Raw genomic sequence first — 21,054 nt, 5'->3', positions numbered from 1 at the left:
TAACGGTAAATTGTTATCCCTATTGCCTATTATCTTGTGCCTAGTGTCTTTTGCCTAACTAGGTTAAGGTTCCAGGGGTGAGTCATGATGCATAGATAATAGTCTATGGATATACCCGGTAAATATAAGGCAATTCATTGTTTACAAATATTAACCAAAGTACATACAATGAAAGGGTAGGTAATGAGTATTTATTCTCAATCATGTTTGGCAATTCATTTCCTTGGTTAAGTGCAATCATAATTTTTCCCCTTGTGGCAGCTCTAGCCATTCCCTTAATTGGCGATCGCCAGATCAAGCTAGTTCGTTGGTATGCCCTAGGCGTAGGTTTAGTAGACCTCGTAATGACGCTCTACGCGTTCGGCTCCCACTATAACTTTCAACAATCCACCATTCAACTGACCGAAACCTATCCCTGGATACCCCAGCTCGGTCTCAACTGGTCTTTAGCTGTAGATGGCTTGTCCATGCCCCTGATCGCTCTGAGTGCCCTAGTCACCACCGTGGCGATCGCCGCATCCTGGAATGTCAACCACCGCCCCAGACTGTTCTTCAGCCTGCTGCTGATCATGTACAGTGCCCAAATTGCGGTATTTGCAGCTCAAGATCTACTCTTATTTTTCCTCACCTGGGAGCTAGAACTCGTCCCTGTCTACCTTCTGATCTCCATCTGGGGTGGACAAAAGCGCCTCTACGCTGCCACTAAATTTATTCTCTATACTGCTTTAGCCTCCATATTTATCCTGGTTGCGGCCCTCGCAATGGCTTTCTACGGCGACACCGTAACCTTTGATATGACTGCTTTAGCGAACAAACACTATCCCAGATCCTTAGAGTTGCTCGCCTACGCTGCCTTCATTATCGGTTTCGGCGTTAAACTGCCCATCTTCCCTCTACACACTTGGCTTCCCGATGCCCACTCCCAAGCCTCCGCTCCCGTCTCCATGATTCTGGCTGGAGTGCTGCTGAAAATGGGAGGTTACGGCATCATCCGTCTAAACTTGGAAGCTCTACCCCATGCCCACGCTTACTTTGCTCCCGTCCTGGTTATCCTGGGAATTGTTAACATTGTTTACGGTGCATTTAATGCCTTTGCTCAAGGCGATCTCAAGCGCCGCCTCGCTTGTTCTTCTATCTCTCACATGGGCTTTGTCCTCATCGGTATTGCCTCCTTCGACGAACTGGGCTTAAACGGAGCCATGCTACAAATGCTCTCCCACGGGCTAATTGCAGCGGCTCTATTCTTCCTGGCTGGAGTAACCTACGAACGCACTCATACATTAGCTTTAGCGAAAATGAGTGGACTGGCTCAATCGATGCCTAAAATCTTTGCCCTGTTCACTGCTGCATCCATGGCTTCCTTAGCTCTTCCAGGAATGAGTGGATTTATAGGAGAACTGAGTGTCTTCCTGGGTGTCACCACCAGTGATGTTTATTCCTCTGGATTCAAAGTAGTCGTCATTAGTTTAGCCGCTGTGGGCTTAATTCTGACTCCGATTTATCTACTCTCCATGATGCGCGATATCTTCTACGGTGAACAAACAGGTGTTGTCGTTGATGGCTGGATGGATGCGAAACCTCGCGAAGTGGCGATCGCCTTCTGCCTCCTGCTCCCCATCATCGGTATCGGTCTCTATCCTAAAATCGCCACCCAAACCTACGACATTAAAACCACGGCGATCGCCGAAGAAACCCGCGAAGTTCTCACCGTGGTTGCTCAAGAGCGCTCGCGCTTGTACTCTGGAAACTTCTACATTCCTAATGTTCCTGCGGCTAAAGCGCCTCCTCTGTTAGGCATCATGGAAAACATCTCCGGTTCTGCCTAAGCGACATGACTCGAACAGTGGTACTTAGATTCCCAATCTCCACAACGGTCTGATTCAGGACCATAAGGGTGAATCGCACAAACTAATAAATTGCCACCGGGACTCCCGCCATAGTAGTAGCGACAAGCTTCACAATGGCGGGATTTTTCGACCTCTCCCAGCGCTACAGCCTTGAGTTTTCCAGCTAGATCGTGGTTCGGTTCCAGGGCTAAGGCCTTTTCAAAGGCTTGCACTGCCCATTCTTGATTCTCAAAATCCTGCAACCACATTAACCCCGCTTCAGTCCAATCATCGGCTGGGGTAGGATGAAAACAGGATTTGCCTTGGCTTAGGAGTTTTCCGATCAGAGATTCTACCAACTCCGGAGGTTGGAACGCTTTAGGGATATAGCCATCGGCAATAGTGAGTCCTCGCACTCGATCCAATTCCTTATTTTTAACGCTGCAAAAAATAACCGGAATATGGCGAGTTTTGGGGTCTCGTTTCAGAGCTAAACAGAGTTGATAGCCATTGAGATGGGGAGAGATAATATCGGCAACCACGACATCAGGCAAATGTTGGCGGATTTGGCTTAATGCATCAAGTCCATCCCCAGCTTCTAAAATCTCAAAACCAACCGATCGCAGTAATTGGGCGATCGCTGCTCTTTGGGCGCTGCTATCCTCAAAAACAAATACGGTACTCATAAAAGGGGTTTATCCGTTGATTTAAGGGTGTTCCAATGGGTTTAAAATACCCCACTTGGATGACAAACCCATCAACCTCAATCGAAAGTCCGCAGCTCTACGGTTGACAAGATACATGAAACCTGATAAGAATCATCAATGAATGGCAATATGAAAGAGAAATAGTATTATTCATTGGAGTGGTCATTGCAATCAGAATGAAGCAATCACGAAGCAATCACTAGGATGAGCGAAGTTGTCGAGCTTGCTTCATTCCAATGCTTTCCATTTGCAATGTTTTCTAACGGGTTGACCTTATATCAATCAATCGAGAAAATAACTTCTCAATTCTGCTTTCAATATCGAGCGTGCCTGAGAAATACGTTTGCGGACATTCGCATAGGAAATATTTTGTTCCTCGGCAATCTCTTGATAGGACATTTCAGCATAGTAATGCAACATAAAAGTGTGATGAATCCGAGGAGGTAACTTTTCGATTGCACCTTCGATAATTTTCATTTCTTCATCTTTTTCAAGATGAATTTTGATATCCTGTTGAATCGGGTATAGCATCTTCGTTTCTACACCGCTATACCAGTATGATAGTTTGCCCTGCATCCGATTGTTTTTGCGCTGGATATCAATACTTAGATGATACGTCAGCTTGTATAACCAAGCCTTAAAGTTATAGACATTACCAGTATAATTTGCAGTCTTTTCCCAAGCTTTAAGCATAGATTGAGAGAGTAAATCTTCAGCATCCATAACATTCCCTCTCGTCCATTTAAGACAACAAAAATACAGATGATATTGATGTTTCTGCCATTGCTTCCAAAACTCTATTTCTGTATTCACAGAGTGATTAGATTGCGAAAAATTTTCAGCCAAATTAACGACTAAATCCTGTTGTGTTTTCATGATTTATACCAAAAACAACTTCATGTAATCAATGGATGCGATCCCACTGAATTGGAGAAAAAATTGTTGAATGTAGTAGTTAGTTATTCAGTGATCGATCAACGCCATTTCGTCAATCCTTAAAAATCATACCAAAAAAAAAATGTTATAAGCATTACAATAATTTATACATATTTTATAACGTTCATTGGTTTAGAAAGCAGATATATAAACCTATAAGTTTTTAAAATATTTATCAGGAAATCATGAATTAAATGCTGTGAATTTCGTTGTTATGAGGTGCAATAAAATCCTGGAATATTCATGAAAAATTACGTCTATTGTCAGGGTAAGATATCAAGATCTGTAAATGCTACCAAAGCATTATTTAAGTTTTATTCATATACTCAATATTGTACTTCATAACAGAAGAAAATATTGATTTTCACAAATAGACCTGGAATATCGTCTTTTAAGAATGGGTAATAGGATTTATAGTGTATCTGATAGGAGCAGAAAAAAAGATTTCACAAATGAGACTGAAGTATCGTCGTTATGGATAGCAATTCAAGTTCTTAGTTATCGATTGAAGAATGTGGATTTATTTAAATTTTTCCTTTAAAAGGGATGGTTTATGGTATCTCCGTATTGGCAAATATCGAAAATATTAACTCTATGGAAAATCTAAAAAAGGGGATCAAAAATAGTGGCATGAGTAAAACTTGGTATATGGTGATCGCAACTTATTTGCTCTTATTTACTTTGCTTGGATATACAACTTTTTTTCACAATAATGATTTCACAACAAATCATGAGAGATTCGAGAAGATGGTTAGAAATTATGGTGATGAAGAAAAGCAAAAACTGGTGAACAAATTACTGAAAGATGATGCTGATTCCTCTGAAAATTCAAATTCTATAAGCTCCCAGTCATTTAATCTTATTCTGGGTGCAATTGTTTCTTTTTTATCCTCCACTTTAATGTCTAAGAGGTGAAAGCGTGATATCAGAAAACCAAGCTAATGAGCCATCTATTCAACCATCAATGGGTATAGAACATGAAGACAAACAGTCTAATAACCTAATCAACGAAGTCAAACTAAAGACGACGATAGATAGAAATATAGTTGGCCAACCGACTTGGTATCTCATCCTATCCATTTATGCACTTCTGTTAACCTCCACTGGATTTGTAACTTTTTTTTATAACAATAACTTTTCCTTGCGGAATGAACATATTGAACAATTAGCTCAGATTAAGAATAGTGAAGAATTACAGATATATGAGGAGATGATACTCGCCGAAGTGCAAAATATAAAAGATGTCAACAATATAGCCAATCAGGCATTTAATGTTGTCCTAGGATCGTTGTTAGGTTTTTTGTCAGCAACATTGACAACTTTAGATGCTAATGAAGATCTTGAATCTTCTGGATCTATAAATGTCAAGGAAAAAGATGATCGCTAGAGAATATTCACAAATTAAACTGTAAATTCGTTCTATTAATGAATTAGATTTATAGACTAGATCGATGAATAGTATTACAGCAAAAGTAAACACAAAACTCAAGAAATTACCGGTAGAATCTTCTCACTTAAATCCAGAACAAATGATCGATGTTCCGGCAGGTAAGTCCTATGGATATGAAAGCTTTGAACCATCGGAAAATGGACATATTAAAGTCACCTTGGCAGCCCATTCTGGAACATTTTATGTTTTTGCAACTCATTGGGAAGGATTAGTTGATAATTCTATCGAAAATGCTGCCGTATCCCGTTCTTGTTATACTTCAAATAGCGATCAATTCCCAATCAAAAAAGAACAAGCTGAAAGTTTTTTTGGCAATCCTATCTACTCTCAAGAACTTCAAGATCTCAATCATTGCTTGAAGCTTTATCAAATTAATACACCAGAACGAATTAATCACTTTCTTAGCCAAATTGCCCACGAGTCTGGTGGTCTTCGATGGTTAAAAGAACTTGATGATGGCTCATATTTAGAAGGAAGGAATGATTTAGGCAATGTTCAGCCAGGAGATGGGACAAAATATAAAGGAGCTGGTGTTATCCAATTAACGGGAAGGAGCAACTATCAAGCTTTTTCTGATGCCATCGGCGATCCCAAAGTTATGGAGGGTTGTGATTATGTGGCTCAGACTTATCCATTTACCAGTGCTGGTTTTTGGTGGCACAATAACCATATGAATGAATTGTGCGATCGCGGTGCAACAGTTGAAGAAATTACACGAGTTGTTAATGGAGGCTACAATGGTTTAGAAGACCGAAAAAAATACTATCAAAAAGCTAAGGAGATTTTCTCTGTTTTACAAGCTATTTCTACCCATTCTTCAGTCAGCTCTAAAAAAATCTCACTTGATGTTCCTTGGTTCCCTCAAACGGATAACTATCGAGATGCTCAACGGACTTGTAATTCTTCCTCCTGTGCCATGTGCTTAGAATATTTCCGGCCAGGAACTTTACCTGGAAAAAATGGAGATGATATCTATATCAAAGTCGTTTTTGAATATGGAGATACCACAGATCACACTGTTCAAGAGCAAGCTTTATCCAGTTTCGGTCTCTCTAGCACTTGGAATACCAATTTAGATTTTGATGATGTGTATCGAGAACTCGAAGATGGCCGTCCGATGGTACTGGGTATTTTGCATAGAGGGACAACTGAAAGTCCTGCGGGTGGAGGACATATGATTGTGGTACGGGGATGCACTGAAAATGGCGATTTTATTGTTAATGATCCCTATGGTTCTCTAAATGATAATTATACCGGCCCAGTTAACAATGGCTATGGTGCTATCTACAGTAAGTATGAAATAGAGCATCGCTGGACGGTTGAGGGTCCAGGAACTGGTTGGGGGAGATTCTTTCAACCGTAAAAATTGAGTGCAGAAGACTGGAGTTAATCTCCAGTCTTGTTTCATTCTAGACTGTCACATTTATGGTTGTGATGTACAATACAAAGTATAATACAACAACAACACCAGATTGAAATTTATCACCAATGAAAGCTTATTCAGTGGATCTACGAGAAAAAATTGTCAAAGCTCACTTGGTAGAAAAAAGCTCAATTAGAGAGGTCGCTGCCAGATTTTCCGTTAGTAGAAGCCTCGTTCAAAAATTGGTCAAGCAACAAAAAACAGAAGGAAATGTAGATCCCAAACCCAGAGGAAAACCCCAATTTAGTTATCTGAGCAATGCTGAGGCTCAAGAACACGTGAAAGATCTGGTTACAAAACACCCAGATGCTACCTTGATCGAGCTATGCGAATTATTTACACAGACTACAGGAAATGGGGTCAGTCCTACCGCTATGTGCCGCTGTTTACAAAAATTGGGGTTATCTCATCGCCAAAGATCGCGTATTACAGCAGCAAAGCGAGGACGGAAAGGGTTCAAAACTCGATCGTCAAGTTAAAAAATTTATGCAGTCCAACTCGGTTTATAGTAATGCAGGGAAATAAACTGACTTCTAATACCTCTTCTGGTTTTAGAACTAGAAATAAAGACCTGGATGTTGCAGAAGAAGAACATCTATTACAGTGTCTTTCTGAAGGCGATATGAATGCCTTTTGGCCGCTCTGGCAAAGTTATCAAGAGTATCTTTATTTTCGCTGTCTGCGTTGGCTAAACAACGATCGTCATGAAGCAGAAGATGCGCTCAGTTTAGCGATGCTCAAAGCGAGCAAGGCATTGCCCAATTATGCCCACAAAATTACGAATCTCCGGGCTTGGTTAACTCGCTTAACTTATAATCTTTGTATGGACAAGTATCGACAAGATCGCCGCAGAGCAATAGGTGTGGAAAATATTGATGAGATCGCAGCAATTTCTCTGGACTCTCTTCTCATTAGTTATACTTCTCCGGAATCTACCTTGCTCTCTGAAGAGTTATCCCGGTCAATTGTTCGGGCAATCAATATGCTTCCTGAGCGACTGCGCCAGCTTTTTATTTTGCGTTACTACCACCAGGTTTCCTGTGCTGATATTGCTCAACAGTTGGGGATTTCTCAGGATAATGCATACAAACGGATTCAGGAAGCTAAGGAGTGTCTGAAGAAACATTTAGGGCACTATTTGTCTGGGCAAAAGTTTTCTGTTTTGCATTCTTCTCTAGATGGGGAAAATTATCAGATTTCGGTAGACAAAGGAGGTTTATCTGATCCTCCGAGTGCAAACAATACCAGGTCTATTAATTCAGCTATTAGTTATCATATTACCGCCACATGCATAGTCAAATTTTCTCATCTGTTGCTGTAATTTCTCAGCCTTCGGGAATGGAGATTCCAGTTTATTTGGTTTTGGAGAAAAAGCCCACCCGAATTAACCAGAAGCTGAAGACGTTAAGTCAGTATATTGAGAAATATCCATCAGGATGGAAAAAGCGCTTGAAATTAGCTAATTTGCTCTATGAAACGGGAAGTTGGCAGCAGGCAATTGAGCAATATCGACGGGTTATTGAGCGACAATCTCAAGTGGTTGAGGTGTATTTGAGGTTGGGGAAAATCTTGCAGTTGATGGCACAACCTGTAGAGGCGGCAAGGGTTTACGAGCAGGGATTATCCCATGTTCGCGATAAACCGACGCAAGGGCATATTCGCGGATTGATTGCGGTGTGTAATCAGGATCTGGAGGAGGCAGTGAGGTTCTTTGAATCAGCCGCTGCTTTGGAGCCGGAAAACCCATCTCACTGGCTGGCACTAGGGCGGGTGCAGATGGCGAGAAACCTTGCTGAGGTGGCTCTGCAAGCTTACGATCGCATTTTATCAAATTATCCCGACGATATTGTGGCGGCGATCGAGCGTTATGATGCCCTATTCGCTTTGGGTAATGTCGAGGAAGCACGCTCGCAGCTCGACCAACTTATCCAACTGGCTCCCGATGATGTTCGAGTACTCCAGCGACAGGAGGAACAGTACCAGTAATCAAATGTTGAAATCCACAAGCGTAACTCGAAAATCTCAAAAATTGAATTTGGGAAGCGTTTTAATGGTATGAAGCGTGGTAATTCATTAATAAGTATTTGGAGGCAACAAAAGATGCAGAGTATAATCGCTCATGGTGTTCCAAGATATAACGCAATAGAATCTGATATTAACACTATTAAAAACGAAGCTGACTTGATCGTAACATCCACATTTGTCGGTTTTGTAGCAAGACAGTTTCAGAGTCATAAAAAAGTTCAAATAGATTGGGAAGCCCCTCCAAAGAATGAAAAAGAAGAATGGAATTCCGAGAAGCAAGAATATCTCCAAGTAATAGCAAGGTTGAATACAATCCTTGGTACACAGGGATATGTTAGTGTCGGTCAATCACCTGACTCTACAGCACATGGTATTATTGTGGGCTTACCATCAGAGCTATCTGAAAGAGAGAGAAATGAGGCTCGAAACTATATGGTGCCGCGAGATCCTGGAACCAGATCGTATAGTCTGCCTGGAATTGGCGTGTCTTTGTGCGAACTAGTTGCCACATCCTCTGAAGAGTATTTCGGTGAAGGTATTGACCAACGCGGTGCGTATATTGGTATGTTAATGTCGGAGGATAGGTCTCATATGTCTTCTCAAATAGTTGAGCCTACTCATCGGGTATATGTTAATCATAATCCATGGAAACCGACCGCAGAATATCAGGGATGGGGAACTATGCGTGCTAGTCTTGGGAAAAACCAGACAGATTTAGCGAGAAACTCCACCAATAATTCAGTTAAAAACCCCACCGATAAATTTGGGAAAGCACCATCTCCAGAGAAATGGAACTCTAGCGAATATAGGATCGGATATCTTCATGGAATGACGATCGCCATTGGACATGCGACATATCGTAACAACGAAGAAAGGCGGCAGAGATATTGGCCTGTCGAAGTAATCGCGGGCACCAAAACAACGAAGGTTGCGTCATGTTTTGCTTGTACAACATACATGATTGCTGCCGGATTTCCACCAACATCTATGCACTTGGGTCGCTCGGAATCATGGGTGCCACCCGCATTCGGGTATTTAGAAACGGCAGAGATGAGCCACCGTATTGTGAGCCAAGGAACCAGGGAGCAATTCAGAGATTATTATCGATCTCTCGATCAAGAAAAAGTAATCGATTCTCAAATTAATTTTGTAAATGTATGGCGCGATAATATATTTAGTTACATTGACACAGGCTTCAAAATATTAGCCAATGCCAAGATAAATGAGACAATGAATCTACCATTGCGTCGGTTAGAAGATATTCTCAGTCCAAAATTATTCAATTCTTCAGAGGAGCATAAAGAGAAGGTTTCTAATATGTATTTAGATGCACTTACAGTCCACAAAAAAGACTGGGAGCGCTTGAAAAATGTATTCGGTATCTAAAATTTAACATCGAGAGGTTTTCGGGGCGATCGCCCTTTTTTTGTCTGTTTCCCGATCTCAAAAAATTGAGGAAAAACCACAACTCGAAAAAATCAACATTGGCTCGAAGCGAACGTTAAATAGGCAGAAGACAACCCAAGAGAATGAATTAGATCCTCTCTGATTCACGATCGACCCAACTATTGAGCAGGATTGCACAAGGACGAGGCTTAAGAATGACCGATCTACAGACACATGTTACCAATATTTCAGCATTACCCGGACTTAAACAGTTGTGGTCTGAAACCAAAGGCAACCCTGAAATCTGTGTCGCCATTCTTGACGGTCCTGTAGACCTATCTCATCCCTGTTTTGAGGGGGCAAATCTGGAAACCAACTCCAATGCAGAAACCGCTAGTACCGGCGTAATGTCGGGTCACGGAACCCACATTACCAGCGTCATTTTCGGTCAGCATGGTAGTCCGGTTTCTGGCATTGCTCCTGGTTGTCGCGGCTTAATTTTGCCCGTGTTTTCCGATCGCAATCCTGGCTTGCTTTCCCAACTCGATCTAGCCCGGCAAATCAATCAAGCCGTTGCCCAAGGCGCTCGGGTTATCAACATTAGTGGCGGTCAACTGGCTGAAGCCAATGCTGCCGACCCCATGCTGGCTAAAGCCGTGCAATCTTGCCACGACAGTGGGGTGCTCATTGTGGCAGCCGCCGGAAATGATGGATGCTCCTGTCTCCACGTTCCCGCTGCATTGCCCGGAGTTCTCGCCGTCGGTGCAATGAATGCCGAAGGCTTGCCCTTCGATTTCAGCAATTGGGGAGAAGCCTACCAAACCCAAGGCATCCTTGCCCCTGGCGAAGATATCTTGGGTGCCGAGCCTGAGGGAGGAACGACAACCAAAAGCGGCACCAGCTTTGCAACTCCCATCATCTCTGGAATAGTAGCTCTGCTCTTGAGCGTGCAGCTCGAGCAAGGCCAGCAGCCCGACCCCCAATCCGTCCGCGATGCCATTCTCCAAAGCGCCGTGCCTTGCCAGTCGGAAGCGATTTCAAATTGCGATCGCTTCCTAGCTGGAAGGCTCGATCTTCTTAAAGCTTATGCCCTGATTACCCAAGGAGGAACCAACAAATTGTCTATAGAAAACTTACCAGAACCCATAGGGAACCCCAGCGAAGCGAACGAGCAAATATCGGCTGAAACCAGCACCGATATAGCTGTGGCAGAAGTCACGCCCTCTGAAGCTGTTTCCGAACCTATCCATCCTTTAGAAAATGTAGAAAATCCAATGACTGTAACTCCAAGTCAACTGGCAACTCCGTCCGTCACCCCCAGCAACGTAGTTCCTTCTGAGGACTGTGGTTGTAACGGTAGCAGCGCAAAACCCATCGTTTATGTCACGGGTACAGTGAGTTACGACTTTGGTACTGAGGCTCGTCGAGATAGCTTCAAGCAGTTGATGCCTATGGTTGAGGGCGATCCACCTTTTCCCGCCAACCCCTTTGTAGTCAGTCAGATGGCCGATTATTTGGAACAAAACCCTTATGAATCTAAATCGCTTATTTGGACATTAAACCTAGAACTCACCCCAATTTATGCGATCGAACCTACGGGTGCGTATACCGCTCAGGTTTATGAGCAACTGATTTCTGCACTCAAGGGGCAGATTGAGGCGGAAGATGCTCCCGAATACGTCTCCAGAATTTCGGTTCCAGGAGTATTAACGGGTAAGAGCGTCCGCCTCTTCTCCGGGCAAGTCGTTCCCGTCATTGCTCCAGAAATTCGCGGAATGTATGAGTGGAATGTCAATCAGTTAGTTAACCTCGCCGTTGAAGCTGCTAAAGCTGATGCTTCCGAGTCTGAGGCTGATGAACAGGAAGAGGCTACGCGAACCTCTCTGAAAGAATTTTTGCAGCGGATGTACTACGAATTTCGGAATTTGGGTCAAACCTCCCAGGAACGGGCCCTCAATTTTGCGGCCACCAATGCATTCCAAGCAGCACAAGCCTTAACTGAAGCGACTGGCAAAGGGATGCAACTCGATCGCATTGAGACCGAAAAAAGTCCCTTCTGTCGGATGGATTCCGATTGTTGGGACGTGAAACTGAAGTTTTTCGATCCCGAAAATGATCGCCGAGCAAAAAAGGTATTTCGATTCACCGTAGATGTCAGCGATACCATGCCGGTCACCATTGGCGAGATGCGGAGCTGGTCTATTTCTAACTAAGCCCTGTGCTGACTCAACGTTTCTATCAATATAGTATTGCACTCCGAAGAATCAAGATGCAGAACCTACCTAAACAAACTCAACCCGTCATTCGCAATCTGAATATCACTGCTGCTTGGTTGCAGTGTTCTGGAATCGATAGTTCTAACTATGAGAGCTGTTACAAACTCAAAGGTTTAGCCAGGAATATCTGCATGGCAGCCTTTTAGAACTCTCTTTGAGAGCAACCATACCAACATCACTATCAATTTAAAGGAGAACCATTCATGCAAGTTCCCATGCTTGCCGGTCACGTCCCGCGTTCCTAGCAAGATGAGATCGGCACCAACCCAAGTAAACCATCAACGAAATCAGGAGAAAAAATCATGAAAACGCCCAAACAAGTTGCTCCCGTAGAGCGCAGTCTGAATGTATCTGCTATTGCCGGCCAAGACGGTGTTGAAGCCAGTTTTTTCAATGAACTCTGGGATGGTATCAAAAAATATGGTCCTCAGGTCGTAGGTATGGCAAACCAACTGCTTAACTCCTAACTCGACGGCTGTAAGATAACGCGTTGTTCGGTAGTTGTTAGTAACCACCGAACAAGGAGAACAAAGTAAACTCTCTCACAATAATAACGAGGAAAAATCATGAATACGCCCAAACAAGTTGCTCCCGTAGAACGCACCCTGAATCTGAATGCATCTGCCATTTCCGGACAAGGTACTGTTGAAGCTAGCGGTACTCTTGATGACGTTCTTGGCGTTGTCAAAACTGTAGGCTCAGTTGCTGCTCCTATCTTAGGCTCTCTGATCTAAATTCCGGCCATTGAGATGGGGTTAATGGACATAGCAACCTCATCTCGATCGCAATGAGATGCAGAGGAGGATAACGATAGCTTGCTCGGTGGTTGTTTTGCTAGCAACCATCGAGCATTCCTCAAACTGCCCCAGAACTGCCATTACTTTCACAACACGATGACTCTGACTTCTTTACCTGTTGCATCTCTGTCCGATACGGCCTTGTTGACTGCTGCCTATCGTGCTCTGGAAAGCGATCGCCCAGATGCCCTCTTCCAAGATCCCTACGCCCAAATTTTAGCTGGGGAGCGAGGTCAAACCCTAGTCCAGGCAATGCCCGGAGGAACAACAGGAGCATCGGGCTGTGCTGTCCGTACTGCTGTCATGGATGAGTTGATTCTACAAATAATCGCAGCCGGAAAGGTCGATACCGTACTGAACCTGGGTGCAGGACTCGATACCAGACCTTATCGGCTGCCTTTGTCCGCTACTCTGTGTTGGAGTGACTGTGATGAGCCAGCTATTCTCAATTACAAAGTCAAACAATTGGCTGCAATACAACCGAGATGTCTGCTCGAATCCATTGCTTTGGATGTGACTGATGCAGTAAGTCGGCAGACATTTTTCCGAGCGGTTGGTATGGTCGCAAAACAGGCACTGGTAATAACCGAAGGATTGCTGATTTATCTGACTCCGGAGCAAGTAGCGGCACTGGCAACCGACCTTTATGCCCAGTCTCCCTTTCACTGGTGGCTAACAGATTTAGCCTCGCCCCATGCGTTGCGCTATTTCCAAAACAGCATAAATAGTGCTGCGGATTCGAGCCAAGCCACCTTGCAATTTGCACCAGCAGCAGGCACGGAGTTCTTCGAGCCATATGGTTGGAGAGCTGTGGAATCGCGATCGCTTCTGGAAGAAGGGCAGCGCTTGCAGCGAGAAATCCTCCCCCCATCCTTACTTGCCCAATTACAAACGCCAGAAGATTGGGAAATTTGGCGACAGATGTCTAGTTTTGTATTGCTCAAACGCTACTGAATGCGAACTCAGGTTAGAAATTTATTGCAGGAAAATCACATGAAAACTCCCCATCAGTCTCTACCGGTTAACCGAGCTAAAATCTTCCATCTTGACTTAGTATTAGTCTCTCATAAAGACAGCCAAGGCAAGTTGCGACAACAATATAAGTTCGCGCGCGGTTCTAAACTCAATTGCAACGAACCTGCCCAATTTTCAGAACCCATTGATTGTGGTTGCTATCTATTTTCTGGAATTTCCAAAACCAGTTGCTTATCAGCTTGCGGTCTGGTTTAAGCAAGAGCCTTAACTCAATGAGCTAAAATTTGTTAAAAATCTCTCATCATTAAATGATGAAGTTGATTTTTATTGTCTAAAAAAAAGGAGAAAAACATGAAACTTCCAATTCAATCCACACCTGTAAATCGAGACATTTTTAGGGCAATATCTAAATGCCAGACCAGTCTGGGAATCAACCCTTTAGGAACATGTTTTGCTGCTCGTAATTGTTATCCCCATCCAAAATTACCAATGAGACATGCCCAAACTCAAGCAGAATGCTGCGAACATATCTATCCCAATGGATCGTTTTCTTATGGTTCTGGTTGCTCTAATTGTCCGCCTATGAATGATAGCTCGATTGCCAGTCAAAGATCAATTTCTTTTCTCACTACACCTTCGCTGTCTTATAGTAATTCTAGTGAATGATATTGCACTAAATATTGAATCCAAGAGTTAAATTGAATTTAATAGCTTGTTTTCTTTTTAAGCTAATCTGTAGGGAGGTTAAAGCAGGTTTCTGATTAGACTGAGCTTCAGCTAATAAGCCATCAGAAAAACGATCGCAAGATCCAAACTTTCTGGATAGAAATTCTGCAATACTCCTACAGAATTAGCTTATTTATTAATGGCTAAAAAACGGTAATATTAGCTCACATTTAACTCCGATTCACTGCAATCTCTAACGAGCTTATAATCGCGATAAAAATAATCATGACCTTCAAAATTCTGAGTTTAGATGGCGGTGGTATTCGAGGGGTCTTGTCTGCACGACTGCTGGAAGAAGTAGAAACTGCAATAAAAGAGACTAAAGGACAAGAGTTACACGAATATTTTGACTTAGTTACAGGTACATCGACTGGCTCGATTCTCACTGCCGCAATTGCTTGTCAGATGAACGCACAAGAGATGATTGATGTCTACCTCGAAGACGGAAAGAATATTTTCCTCGACTCGGTTCGCAAACAGCGTAAATGGCGAATGTTCAGTCAAGCCATGGGCAGCAATAGATTATATCCCCATGAACAGGGCGAGCAAGGCTTGACGAAAATATTACAGAAAAAATTAATTCACCCAGAGTTAGGTTCTCCGAAGATTAGCCAGATCGTGAAGCCTTATATTCTGATTCCAGCGTATGATGTGTATTCCCGCAATACCACCTGGTTTGCCAATAATCCTGCCGATTCTGGAGCCTGGTACGACAATATCGATCTCTGGAAGATTTGCACCGCTTCGGCATCAGCTCCGACCTTTTTCCCTCCCTACGAACTGCCTTATAACGATGAAGAAAGCTTGCCTCATATCGATGGTGGGGTCTCCGCCAATAATCCGACGTTAATCGCGATCGCCCATGCTCTATTAATCGAAAAACAGAATGGATTACAATTAAAAGATATTGCTGTCCTCTCCATTGGTACAGGGGATACGACTTGTCCCTACAGCTATGAAGAAATCAAAAAATGGGGATTGCTGGGTTGGGCTAAGCATTTACCCGATATGTTCCTGAATCCTGGAGCGCAAAACTCAGAAGTCATCTGCGAACAAATCCTTGATAGTGTAGGGGGAGACATTCTCCGTTTAGATTTCGATCTTAATAATCGCTTCGAAGGAGACAAACGACCGGGTCGCTTACGGCCATTGCTGGATAAGCCCTATAATCAATACATTCTCAAACAGAAGAATAAATATACAGAAATCAGCGAAGATATCGACAATCCGGAAAATTGCCCAAAACTCATTGAGGCAGCCGAATGTTATCTTGACTGTGGTGAAGTCTATTATAAAAATAAACAAGGGTTTTCAGTTCGAGAAGCAATTAGGGAGTTTATCAAGGCCCATTCACCCTATGAGTCCTCTAAGGATAACTAGGACTCTATAGCCTTTTTCAATGAGGGATGATGAGAGATCGCTTGTCTTTTGGCATTTCTTGCCTAAAATAAAGCAGCCTCCCTTTAAAACAAGTTCCCCTATGAACAAACTACGAAAACAACTCTACGCCCTCTTGCTGGCCTTAGTGTGTACCAGTGCCCTGCTTTTAGGAGGCATTACTTTAGGACAAGCGCAAAGTCCAATTGCAACAGATATTCAAACAGAAGTCGTGGAATATCAACAAGGCGATGCTGTTCTAGAAGGGTATCTCGCCTATGACCGGTCTAATAATAATCAACGACCGGGAGTGTTAATTATCCATGCTTGGAAAGGCTTAGGAGAGTTTGAAAAACAGCAAGCCGAAAAACTGGCAGAAATGGGATATGTTGCTTTTGCTGCTGATATCTACGGGTTAGGGATTCGCCCAGAAACTACAGATGAAGCCAGGGAACAGGCCACCTATTATCGTTCCAATCGTGAATTATTGCGCGATCGCGCCCAAGCTGGTTTAGCTTATCTCAAACAACATCGTCTCACCAACTCCAAACAAACGGCCGCCATTGGCTACTGTTTCGGCGGTACAACCGTTCTCGAACTCGCTCGCAGTGGGGCAGAAGTATCCGGAGTTGTCAGCTTCCATGGTGGACTCGACACCCCGAACCCAGAAGATGCCCAACAAATTCAAGCCAAAGTTCTCGTCTTACATGGCGCAGACGATCCTGCCGTTCCCCCCGAAGAAGTGGCTGCATTCCAAGAAGAAATGCGTCAAGCTGGAGTAGACTGGCAACTAATTGCCTACGGCGGTACAGTTCACAGCTTTACTAACCCTAAAGCGGGCAATGATCCCTCTAAAGGATCGGCCTATAATCCAGATAGTGCCCGCCGTTCGTTTGTCGCGATGAAACTCTTTTTTGACGAACTGTTTGAATGAACCTCCTAGTCAGTAATGATGATGGCATCTTTGCCCAAGGGATTCGCACCTTAGCTAATACGTTAGCCAAAGCGGGCCACAAGGTGAATGTGGTTTGTCCAGACCGGGAACGCTCTGCTACCGGCCATGGTCTCACCTTACATAAACCCATCCGTGCAGAAGAAATTGATTCTGTCTTCGATCCGAGGGTAAAAGCCTGGGCCTGTTCCGGCACACCCTCGGATTGTGTTAAATTGGCTCTGGCAGCCTTACTGCCGGAAAAACCCGATTATGTCCTATCTGGAATTAATCATGGAGCGAACTTGGGGACTGATATTCTCTATTCAGGAACCGTTTCCGCTGCCATGGAAGGGTTAATCGAAAAAATCCCGGCGATCGCCTTCAGTTTGACCAGTTATACCATGAAAGACTTCAGCGTAGCCGCCAACTTTGCCGAATCCTTAGTCACTGCTCTAAAACAGAACGAACCCTTTCCTCCTCTGTTGCTCAATGTCAACATTCCTCCGATCAAAGCTGAGGCGATTACCGGAGTCGCCATTACCTGTCAAGGGACTCGTCGCTATGAAGAAATGTTTGAAAAACGCATCGATCCCAGAGGAAAAACCTACTATTGGCTGGCTGGAGAACTAACTGAAGATGTGCTAGATCCGCCTTCTCAAAGCTCTTCAGCCTCTCCCCTGCTCACAGATGTGCAAGCGATTCGCAAAAACTATATTACAATTACTCCCTTACACTATAACTTGACTTGCTCTTCCGGCTTAGAAAATCTGAACCATCAAAGGTTGCATCTACCCTACCCTGTCTTCGGTACAGCCAACGATCTTGATTGAACCCTTTCTGATCGATTCAGATTTGGCCAGAGCCGAAACATCACATCTCGGGTTACCCTAGTGAAAAACATGCAGGTGGTACATTAGCTCAAAGGTTGTGGAATCCGGTAAACTCTTATGTCTCTGACACAACAACAATTCACTGTTCATTTTTGGGGCGTTCGCGGTTCAATTCCCTGCCCCGGCCCTGAAACGGTTCGCTATGGCGGCAATACATCTTGTATTGAAATGCGCGTTGGCGGTCATCGTCTGATCTTTGATGGGGGCACAGGATTACGGGTATTAGGCCAATATCTCTTAAGGCACATGCCCATTGATGCTCATTTATTTTTTACTCACTCCCATTGGGATCATATTCAAGGCTTTCCCTTTTTTACCCCAGCATTTATTCCTGGTAATAAATTTAATATATATGGTTGCATTGCTCCCAATGGAGAAACCATCGAGAACCGCTTAAATAACCAAATGCTACACCCCAATTTTCCCGTCCCCCTGAAAGTGATGGGATCGACCTTGGTATTTAACGACATACAGGTAAACAAACCGATTAAGTTCGATGATGTGATTATTGAAAATGCCCCCCTGAATCATCCAGGGGAAGCAGTGGGGTATCGCGTTAGTTGGGAAGGGCATACAGCGGCCTATGTGAGTGATACAGAGCATTACCCGGATCGCATGGATGAGAATGTTTTGTTCTTAGCCCAAGATGCCGATGTAATGATTTATGATGCCACCTATACCGATGCTGAATATAATCATCCCAAAACCAGTAAAGTGGGTTGGGGCCATTCCACTTGGCAAGAAGCGGTCAAGGTAGCTAAAGCTGCCAATGTGAAGAAATTAGTTATCTTTCATCACGACCCCCTTCATAATGATGAATTTCTGGATAAGGTTGGTGAAGATGTGGCCCAAGCCTTCCCCGATAGCTTGATGGCTAGGGAAGGATTATCCTTAACTTTGATTGCGCCTGCCTCCGATCCCCCAGAAACTGAGAACTCTGATTAGTTTTCATCAGATTTCCCTGTTACGATGAGAGGGATGTTTCATATTGCGAAATGTAAAGCGTGTGGTCTATTGCTTCCCCGACAACGGCTCTAAAACCAACGGCGATCGCCCTGGGCAACTTTGACGGAGTTCACCGGGGACATCAACAAGTGATTCAACCCATTGCCGGTTCTGGACACTTTGGCCGTGACCTCTATTCCAGCGTGGTCACCTTTTTCCCCCATCCCCAAGAAGTCTTAACAGGAGAAAAAAAGTTACTGCTCACCCCCCCAGAGGAAAAAGCAGCCTATCTGCATCAGATGGGGGTGGATCAATTGGTGATTGTTCCCTTTAACCAACAGCTTGCTCATCTTAGTCCTCAAGAATTTGTCAGCCAAATTCTGGTCGAATCTCTGCAAGCCAAGATAATTAGTGTTGGGGAAGACTTTCGATTTGGCTATCAGCGTCGCGGAAGTGTGGAGGACTTAACGGCGATCGCCGCTCAATGGGGTATTAAAGTGATTATTACACCTCTGCAAAACTGCCAAGAAGGACGCATCAGCAGTTCCCAAATCCGGTTAGCCTTAACTGATGGTGACCTCTTGCAAGTCAAACGCCTTCTTGGGAGGCCCTACCAACTTCAAGGTACAGTGATCGAAGGACAACAACTCGGCCGTACCCTCGGATTTCCCACCGCCAACCTCAAAGTTTCTCCCCAAAAATTCCTACCTCGTTTCGGAGTCTACAGCGTCCGCGTTTATAACCCTCTCTGGACAGAGACTCAACCGGTGATGGGAGTGATGAATCTCGGCAACAGACCCACCGTGGATGGGGTGCAACAAACCCTCGAAGTTCACCTCTTGAATTGGTCCGGAGACTTATACGATCAAACCCTGCATGTTGAACTTGAATCCTTCCTCCGTCCAGAACAAAAATTTGCCTCCCTTGATGCTCTCAAAGCTCAAATTGCAGCCGACTGTGAAACTGCACTATCGGGAGTGGGGAGTTGACAGTAGACTGTATCAAGTTCTGAACTGTGCCGATTTCTCGAATTCTTGAGTATGGAGACTCTTCCAGGGCACAGAAAAGCGATCGAAACCTTGTAAAACCGATTCTAAAATCGGCATCATTTTCGCCAATTGGTGACCTCGAATCACCCAATCCCAGAACGGTTCTAGTTTTTTCCAACTGCCTGCATACACTAAATGGCGTAGGCGATGATTTAGGCTGGTTTTCGTCGCTGCTCCTTGCCAAATTGCACTCCACCGATAAAAGTCCTTGTAGGCTTGCCAATAACCGGCTTCCAAAGTTTCTGGACTCATTTTTGCCGGTTGGAAGACCACATGACGAGTATCATACCTATCCCAATTTTGGGTCAAAATTCGTCCTTCTTTCAGCATTCGTTCATAGAGCGGTGTACCAGGATAAGGAGTAAGAATATGAAAAGTTGCCGTTTCAATCCCCTGGGAAATGGCCCACTCTACCGTCGTCTCAAAAACACTCTCATCATCCTCATCCATCCCAAAGACAAAACTGCCATTAATCGTCACTCCCAAATCCTGTAAGCGCCGAATGGCAGCCGTATAATCCCGATTTAAGTTATGATATTTATGCTGTTGGCGTAAATTATTAGAATTTAAGGTTTCAAACCCGATAAATAAACTTCTCAAACCACTTTCAACCGCCAATTCCAACAGATGGGGTTGTAAAACAGCCTGAATCGTTCCTGCTGCTTGCCAAATGCGATTCATGCCCAGCATACCGGTAAATAAATCTCTGGCAAATTTGGCATTACCAAACAAATGATCGTCTAGGAAAAATAAATAACGTCCAGGTAACCGTTCAATCTCTGCTAACGCCCGATCGACCGATTGAGTATAGAACGATTTCCCTCCTTGGAAAAACGCATCTTTATAACAGAAATCACAATGATGAGGACAACCTCTAGAAACTACAATAGAATTGGGAACTAGATATAAATGGCGCTTAATTAAATTTCGACGAAGGGGAGGAGCGCTCAGTAAATCTCGTTCTTGAGAAACATATCTCTTTTGGGGATGACCGGCCCGAAAATCGGCTAAAAAACACGGCCAAGTATCCTCTCCTGGCCCCAAAAATATTGTATCGGCATACTCTTGTGCTTCTTCAGGTAAGGCCGTGACGTGCAATCCCCCTAAAACAATATACGACCCTTTTTGACGATAGCGATCGGCTAATTCATAAGCTCGATAAGCCGAAGTGATATACACTTGAATGACTACCAAATCTGGCCGATCGTCTAAATTTAAGGCTTCCACCTCAGTACAGGAAAAAAAACTTGAAAAGGATGCAAGGAGAGGGTTTGATAGAAGTTATAGTCAATTCGGTTAACAGTGAGACACTAAAAAGTACAGTAATTACAA

21 protein-coding genes and 1 pseudogene are annotated in these 21,054 nt (G+C 43.8%); 19 read left to right on the top strand and 3 right to left on the bottom strand.

Annotation, left to right across the window (positions count from 1 at the left end; all coding sequences use genetic code 11):
* Positions 1-203 precede the first annotated feature (203 nt).
* Positions 204-1,826, top strand: a complete 1,623-nt coding sequence (locus AC3A14_RS15360) for an NAD(P)H-quinone oxidoreductase subunit 4 (protein WP_318732999.1) — start codon at positions 204-206, stop codon at positions 1,824-1,826.
* Here AC3A14_RS15360 and AC3A14_RS15355 read toward each other — a convergent pair.
* Complete coding sequence (locus AC3A14_RS15355; protein ID WP_318733000.1) at positions 1,823-2,512, bottom strand: response regulator; 690 nt, start codon at positions 2,510-2,512, stop codon at positions 1,823-1,825. The genes AC3A14_RS15360 and AC3A14_RS15355 overlap by 4 nt on opposite strands.
* A gap of 303 nt (positions 2,513-2,815) precedes the next feature.
* Positions 2,816-3,409: an RNA polymerase sigma factor gene (locus tag AC3A14_RS15350; protein WP_318733001.1), complete on the bottom strand. Its 594-nt coding sequence runs from the start codon at positions 3,407-3,409 to the stop codon at positions 2,816-2,818.
* A gap of 606 nt (positions 3,410-4,015) precedes the next feature.
* Here AC3A14_RS15350 and AC3A14_RS15345 point away from each other — a divergent pair.
* The 18 genes from AC3A14_RS15345 to AC3A14_RS15260 all read left to right on the top strand — a co-directional run bounded on the left by AC3A14_RS15345 (position 4,016) and on the right by AC3A14_RS15260 (position 19,662).
* The gene (locus AC3A14_RS15345) at positions 4,016-4,384 is read left to right on the top strand and encodes a hypothetical protein (protein WP_318733002.1); all 369 of its coding nucleotides are present in this window, start codon (positions 4,016-4,018) and stop codon (positions 4,382-4,384) included.
* 4 nt (positions 4,385-4,388) lie between these two features.
* Positions 4,389-4,856 carry a hypothetical protein gene (locus tag AC3A14_RS15340; protein ID WP_318733003.1) on the top strand — a complete coding sequence of 156 codons (468 nt, stop codon included), beginning with the start codon at positions 4,389-4,391 and terminating at the stop codon, positions 4,854-4,856.
* 64 nt (positions 4,857-4,920) lie between these two features.
* Positions 4,921-6,282 (top strand): C39 family peptidase, encoded by a 1,362-nt coding sequence (locus AC3A14_RS15335; RefSeq protein ID WP_318733004.1) that lies wholly within the window; start codon positions 4,921-4,923, stop codon positions 6,280-6,282.
* 125 nt (positions 6,283-6,407) lie between these two features.
* A complete protein-coding gene (locus AC3A14_RS15330; RefSeq protein WP_318733005.1) occupies positions 6,408-6,821 on the top strand; it encodes a helix-turn-helix domain-containing protein in 414 nt (137 codons plus the stop codon).
* Positions 6,822-6,853: 32 nt separating this feature from the next.
* On the top strand, positions 6,854-7,663 hold the full coding sequence (locus tag AC3A14_RS15325; RefSeq protein ID WP_318733006.1) for an RNA polymerase sigma factor: 810 nt from the start codon (positions 6,854-6,856) through the stop codon (positions 7,661-7,663).
* Positions 7,630-8,328 (top strand): tetratricopeptide repeat protein, encoded by a 699-nt coding sequence (locus AC3A14_RS15320; protein WP_487779050.1) that lies wholly within the window; start codon positions 7,630-7,632, stop codon positions 8,326-8,328. The genes AC3A14_RS15325 and AC3A14_RS15320 overlap by 34 nt, the downstream gene beginning before the upstream one ends.
* Before the next feature lie 69 nt (positions 8,329-8,397).
* Entirely contained in the window at positions 8,398-9,753 is a 1,356-nt protein-coding gene (locus AC3A14_RS15315; RefSeq protein WP_487779049.1) for a hypothetical protein, read from the top strand.
* Positions 9,754-9,968: 215 nt separating this feature from the next.
* Entirely contained in the window at positions 9,969-11,966 is a 1,998-nt protein-coding gene (locus tag AC3A14_RS15310; protein ID WP_318733009.1) for a PatA/PatG family cyanobactin maturation protease, read from the top strand.
* A 56-nt stretch (positions 11,967-12,022) separates the two neighbouring features.
* Positions 12,023-12,175 (top strand): hypothetical protein, encoded by a 153-nt coding sequence (locus tag AC3A14_RS15305; RefSeq protein ID WP_318733010.1) that lies wholly within the window; start codon positions 12,023-12,025, stop codon positions 12,173-12,175.
* 156 nt (positions 12,176-12,331) lie between these two features.
* Positions 12,332-12,496 (top strand): hypothetical protein, encoded by a 165-nt coding sequence (locus AC3A14_RS15300; protein ID WP_318733011.1) that lies wholly within the window; start codon positions 12,332-12,334, stop codon positions 12,494-12,496.
* Positions 12,497-12,595: 99 nt separating this feature from the next.
* On the top strand, positions 12,596-12,763 hold the full coding sequence (locus AC3A14_RS15295) for a hypothetical protein (RefSeq protein ID WP_318733012.1): 168 nt from the start codon (positions 12,596-12,598) through the stop codon (positions 12,761-12,763).
* Positions 12,764-12,922: 159 nt separating this feature from the next.
* Positions 12,923-13,780: a class I SAM-dependent methyltransferase gene (locus AC3A14_RS15290; protein ID WP_318733013.1), complete on the top strand. Its 858-nt coding sequence runs from the start codon at positions 12,923-12,925 to the stop codon at positions 13,778-13,780.
* Positions 13,781-13,819: 39 nt separating this feature from the next.
* Entirely contained in the window at positions 13,820-14,056 is a 237-nt protein-coding gene (locus AC3A14_RS15285) for a hypothetical protein (RefSeq protein ID WP_318733014.1), read from the top strand.
* 696 nt (positions 14,057-14,752) lie between these two features.
* On the top strand, positions 14,753-15,907 hold the full coding sequence (locus tag AC3A14_RS15280; protein ID WP_318733015.1) for a patatin-like phospholipase family protein: 1,155 nt from the start codon (positions 14,753-14,755) through the stop codon (positions 15,905-15,907).
* Positions 15,908-16,007: 100 nt separating this feature from the next.
* Positions 16,008-16,838: a dienelactone hydrolase family protein gene (locus AC3A14_RS15275; RefSeq protein WP_318733016.1), complete on the top strand. Its 831-nt coding sequence runs from the start codon at positions 16,008-16,010 to the stop codon at positions 16,836-16,838.
* Positions 16,835-17,668 carry a 5'/3'-nucleotidase SurE gene (gene surE, locus AC3A14_RS15270; protein WP_318733017.1) on the top strand — a complete coding sequence of 278 codons (834 nt, stop codon included), beginning with the start codon at positions 16,835-16,837 and terminating at the stop codon, positions 17,666-17,668. The genes AC3A14_RS15275 and surE overlap by 4 nt, the downstream gene beginning before the upstream one ends.
* Before the next feature lie 117 nt (positions 17,669-17,785).
* The gene (locus tag AC3A14_RS15265; RefSeq protein ID WP_318733018.1) at positions 17,786-18,673 is read left to right on the top strand and encodes an MBL fold metallo-hydrolase; all 888 of its coding nucleotides are present in this window, start codon (positions 17,786-17,788) and stop codon (positions 18,671-18,673) included.
* A gap of 59 nt (positions 18,674-18,732) precedes the next feature.
* On the top strand, positions 18,733-19,662 hold the full coding sequence (locus AC3A14_RS15260) for a bifunctional riboflavin kinase/FAD synthetase (protein WP_318733019.1): 930 nt from the start codon (positions 18,733-18,735) through the stop codon (positions 19,660-19,662).
* Positions 19,663-19,674: 12 nt separating this feature from the next.
* Here AC3A14_RS15260 and AC3A14_RS15255 read toward each other — a convergent pair.
* Positions 19,675-20,952: pseudogene (locus tag AC3A14_RS15255) on the bottom strand (B12-binding domain-containing radical SAM protein); the annotation flags it as partial.
* Positions 20,953-21,054: the final 102 nt, after the last annotated feature.

The sequence above is a fragment of the Roseofilum sp. genome (genome assembly GCF_982964205.1).
Note: the sequence above shows the minus strand (reverse complement) of the source record. Positions and strands in the feature narration are given on the sequence as shown.

Coding starts and splice junctions, on each gene's coding strand:
- surE (WP_318733017.1), top strand. CDS start 16,835: ATGAACCTCCTAGTCAGTAATGATGATGGCATCTTTGCCCAAGGGATT.
- AC3A14_RS15325 (WP_318733006.1), top strand. CDS start 6,854: ATGCAGGGAAATAAACTGACTTCTAATACCTCTTCTGGTTTTAGAACT.
- AC3A14_RS15355 (WP_318733000.1), bottom strand. CDS start 2,512: ATGAGTACCGTATTTGTTTTTGAGGATAGCAGCGCCCAAAGAGCAGCG.
- AC3A14_RS15310 (WP_318733009.1), top strand. CDS start 9,969: ATGACCGATCTACAGACACATGTTACCAATATTTCAGCATTACCCGGA.
- AC3A14_RS15280 (WP_318733015.1), top strand. CDS start 14,753: ATGACCTTCAAAATTCTGAGTTTAGATGGCGGTGGTATTCGAGGGGTC.
- AC3A14_RS15305 (WP_318733010.1), top strand. CDS start 12,023: ATGCAGAACCTACCTAAACAAACTCAACCCGTCATTCGCAATCTGAAT.
- AC3A14_RS15320 (WP_487779050.1), top strand. CDS start 7,630: ATGCATAGTCAAATTTTCTCATCTGTTGCTGTAATTTCTCAGCCTTCG.
- AC3A14_RS15275 (WP_318733016.1), top strand. CDS start 16,008: ATGAACAAACTACGAAAACAACTCTACGCCCTCTTGCTGGCCTTAGTG.
- AC3A14_RS15285 (WP_318733014.1), top strand. CDS start 13,820: ATGAAAACTCCCCATCAGTCTCTACCGGTTAACCGAGCTAAAATCTTC.
- AC3A14_RS15335 (WP_318733004.1), top strand. CDS start 4,921: ATGAATAGTATTACAGCAAAAGTAAACACAAAACTCAAGAAATTACCG.
- AC3A14_RS15265 (WP_318733018.1), top strand. CDS start 17,786: ATGTCTCTGACACAACAACAATTCACTGTTCATTTTTGGGGCGTTCGC.
- AC3A14_RS15315 (WP_487779049.1), top strand. CDS start 8,398: ATGAAGCGTGGTAATTCATTAATAAGTATTTGGAGGCAACAAAAGATG.
- AC3A14_RS15350 (WP_318733001.1), bottom strand. CDS start 3,409: ATGAAAACACAACAGGATTTAGTCGTTAATTTGGCTGAAAATTTTTCG.
- AC3A14_RS15295 (WP_318733012.1), top strand. CDS start 12,596: ATGAATACGCCCAAACAAGTTGCTCCCGTAGAACGCACCCTGAATCTG.
- AC3A14_RS15290 (WP_318733013.1), top strand. CDS start 12,923: ATGACTCTGACTTCTTTACCTGTTGCATCTCTGTCCGATACGGCCTTG.
- AC3A14_RS15330 (WP_318733005.1), top strand. CDS start 6,408: ATGAAAGCTTATTCAGTGGATCTACGAGAAAAAATTGTCAAAGCTCAC.
- AC3A14_RS15360 (WP_318732999.1), top strand. CDS start 204: ATGTTTGGCAATTCATTTCCTTGGTTAAGTGCAATCATAATTTTTCCC.
- AC3A14_RS15300 (WP_318733011.1), top strand. CDS start 12,332: ATGAAAACGCCCAAACAAGTTGCTCCCGTAGAGCGCAGTCTGAATGTA.
- AC3A14_RS15345 (WP_318733002.1), top strand. CDS start 4,016: ATGGTTTATGGTATCTCCGTATTGGCAAATATCGAAAATATTAACTCT.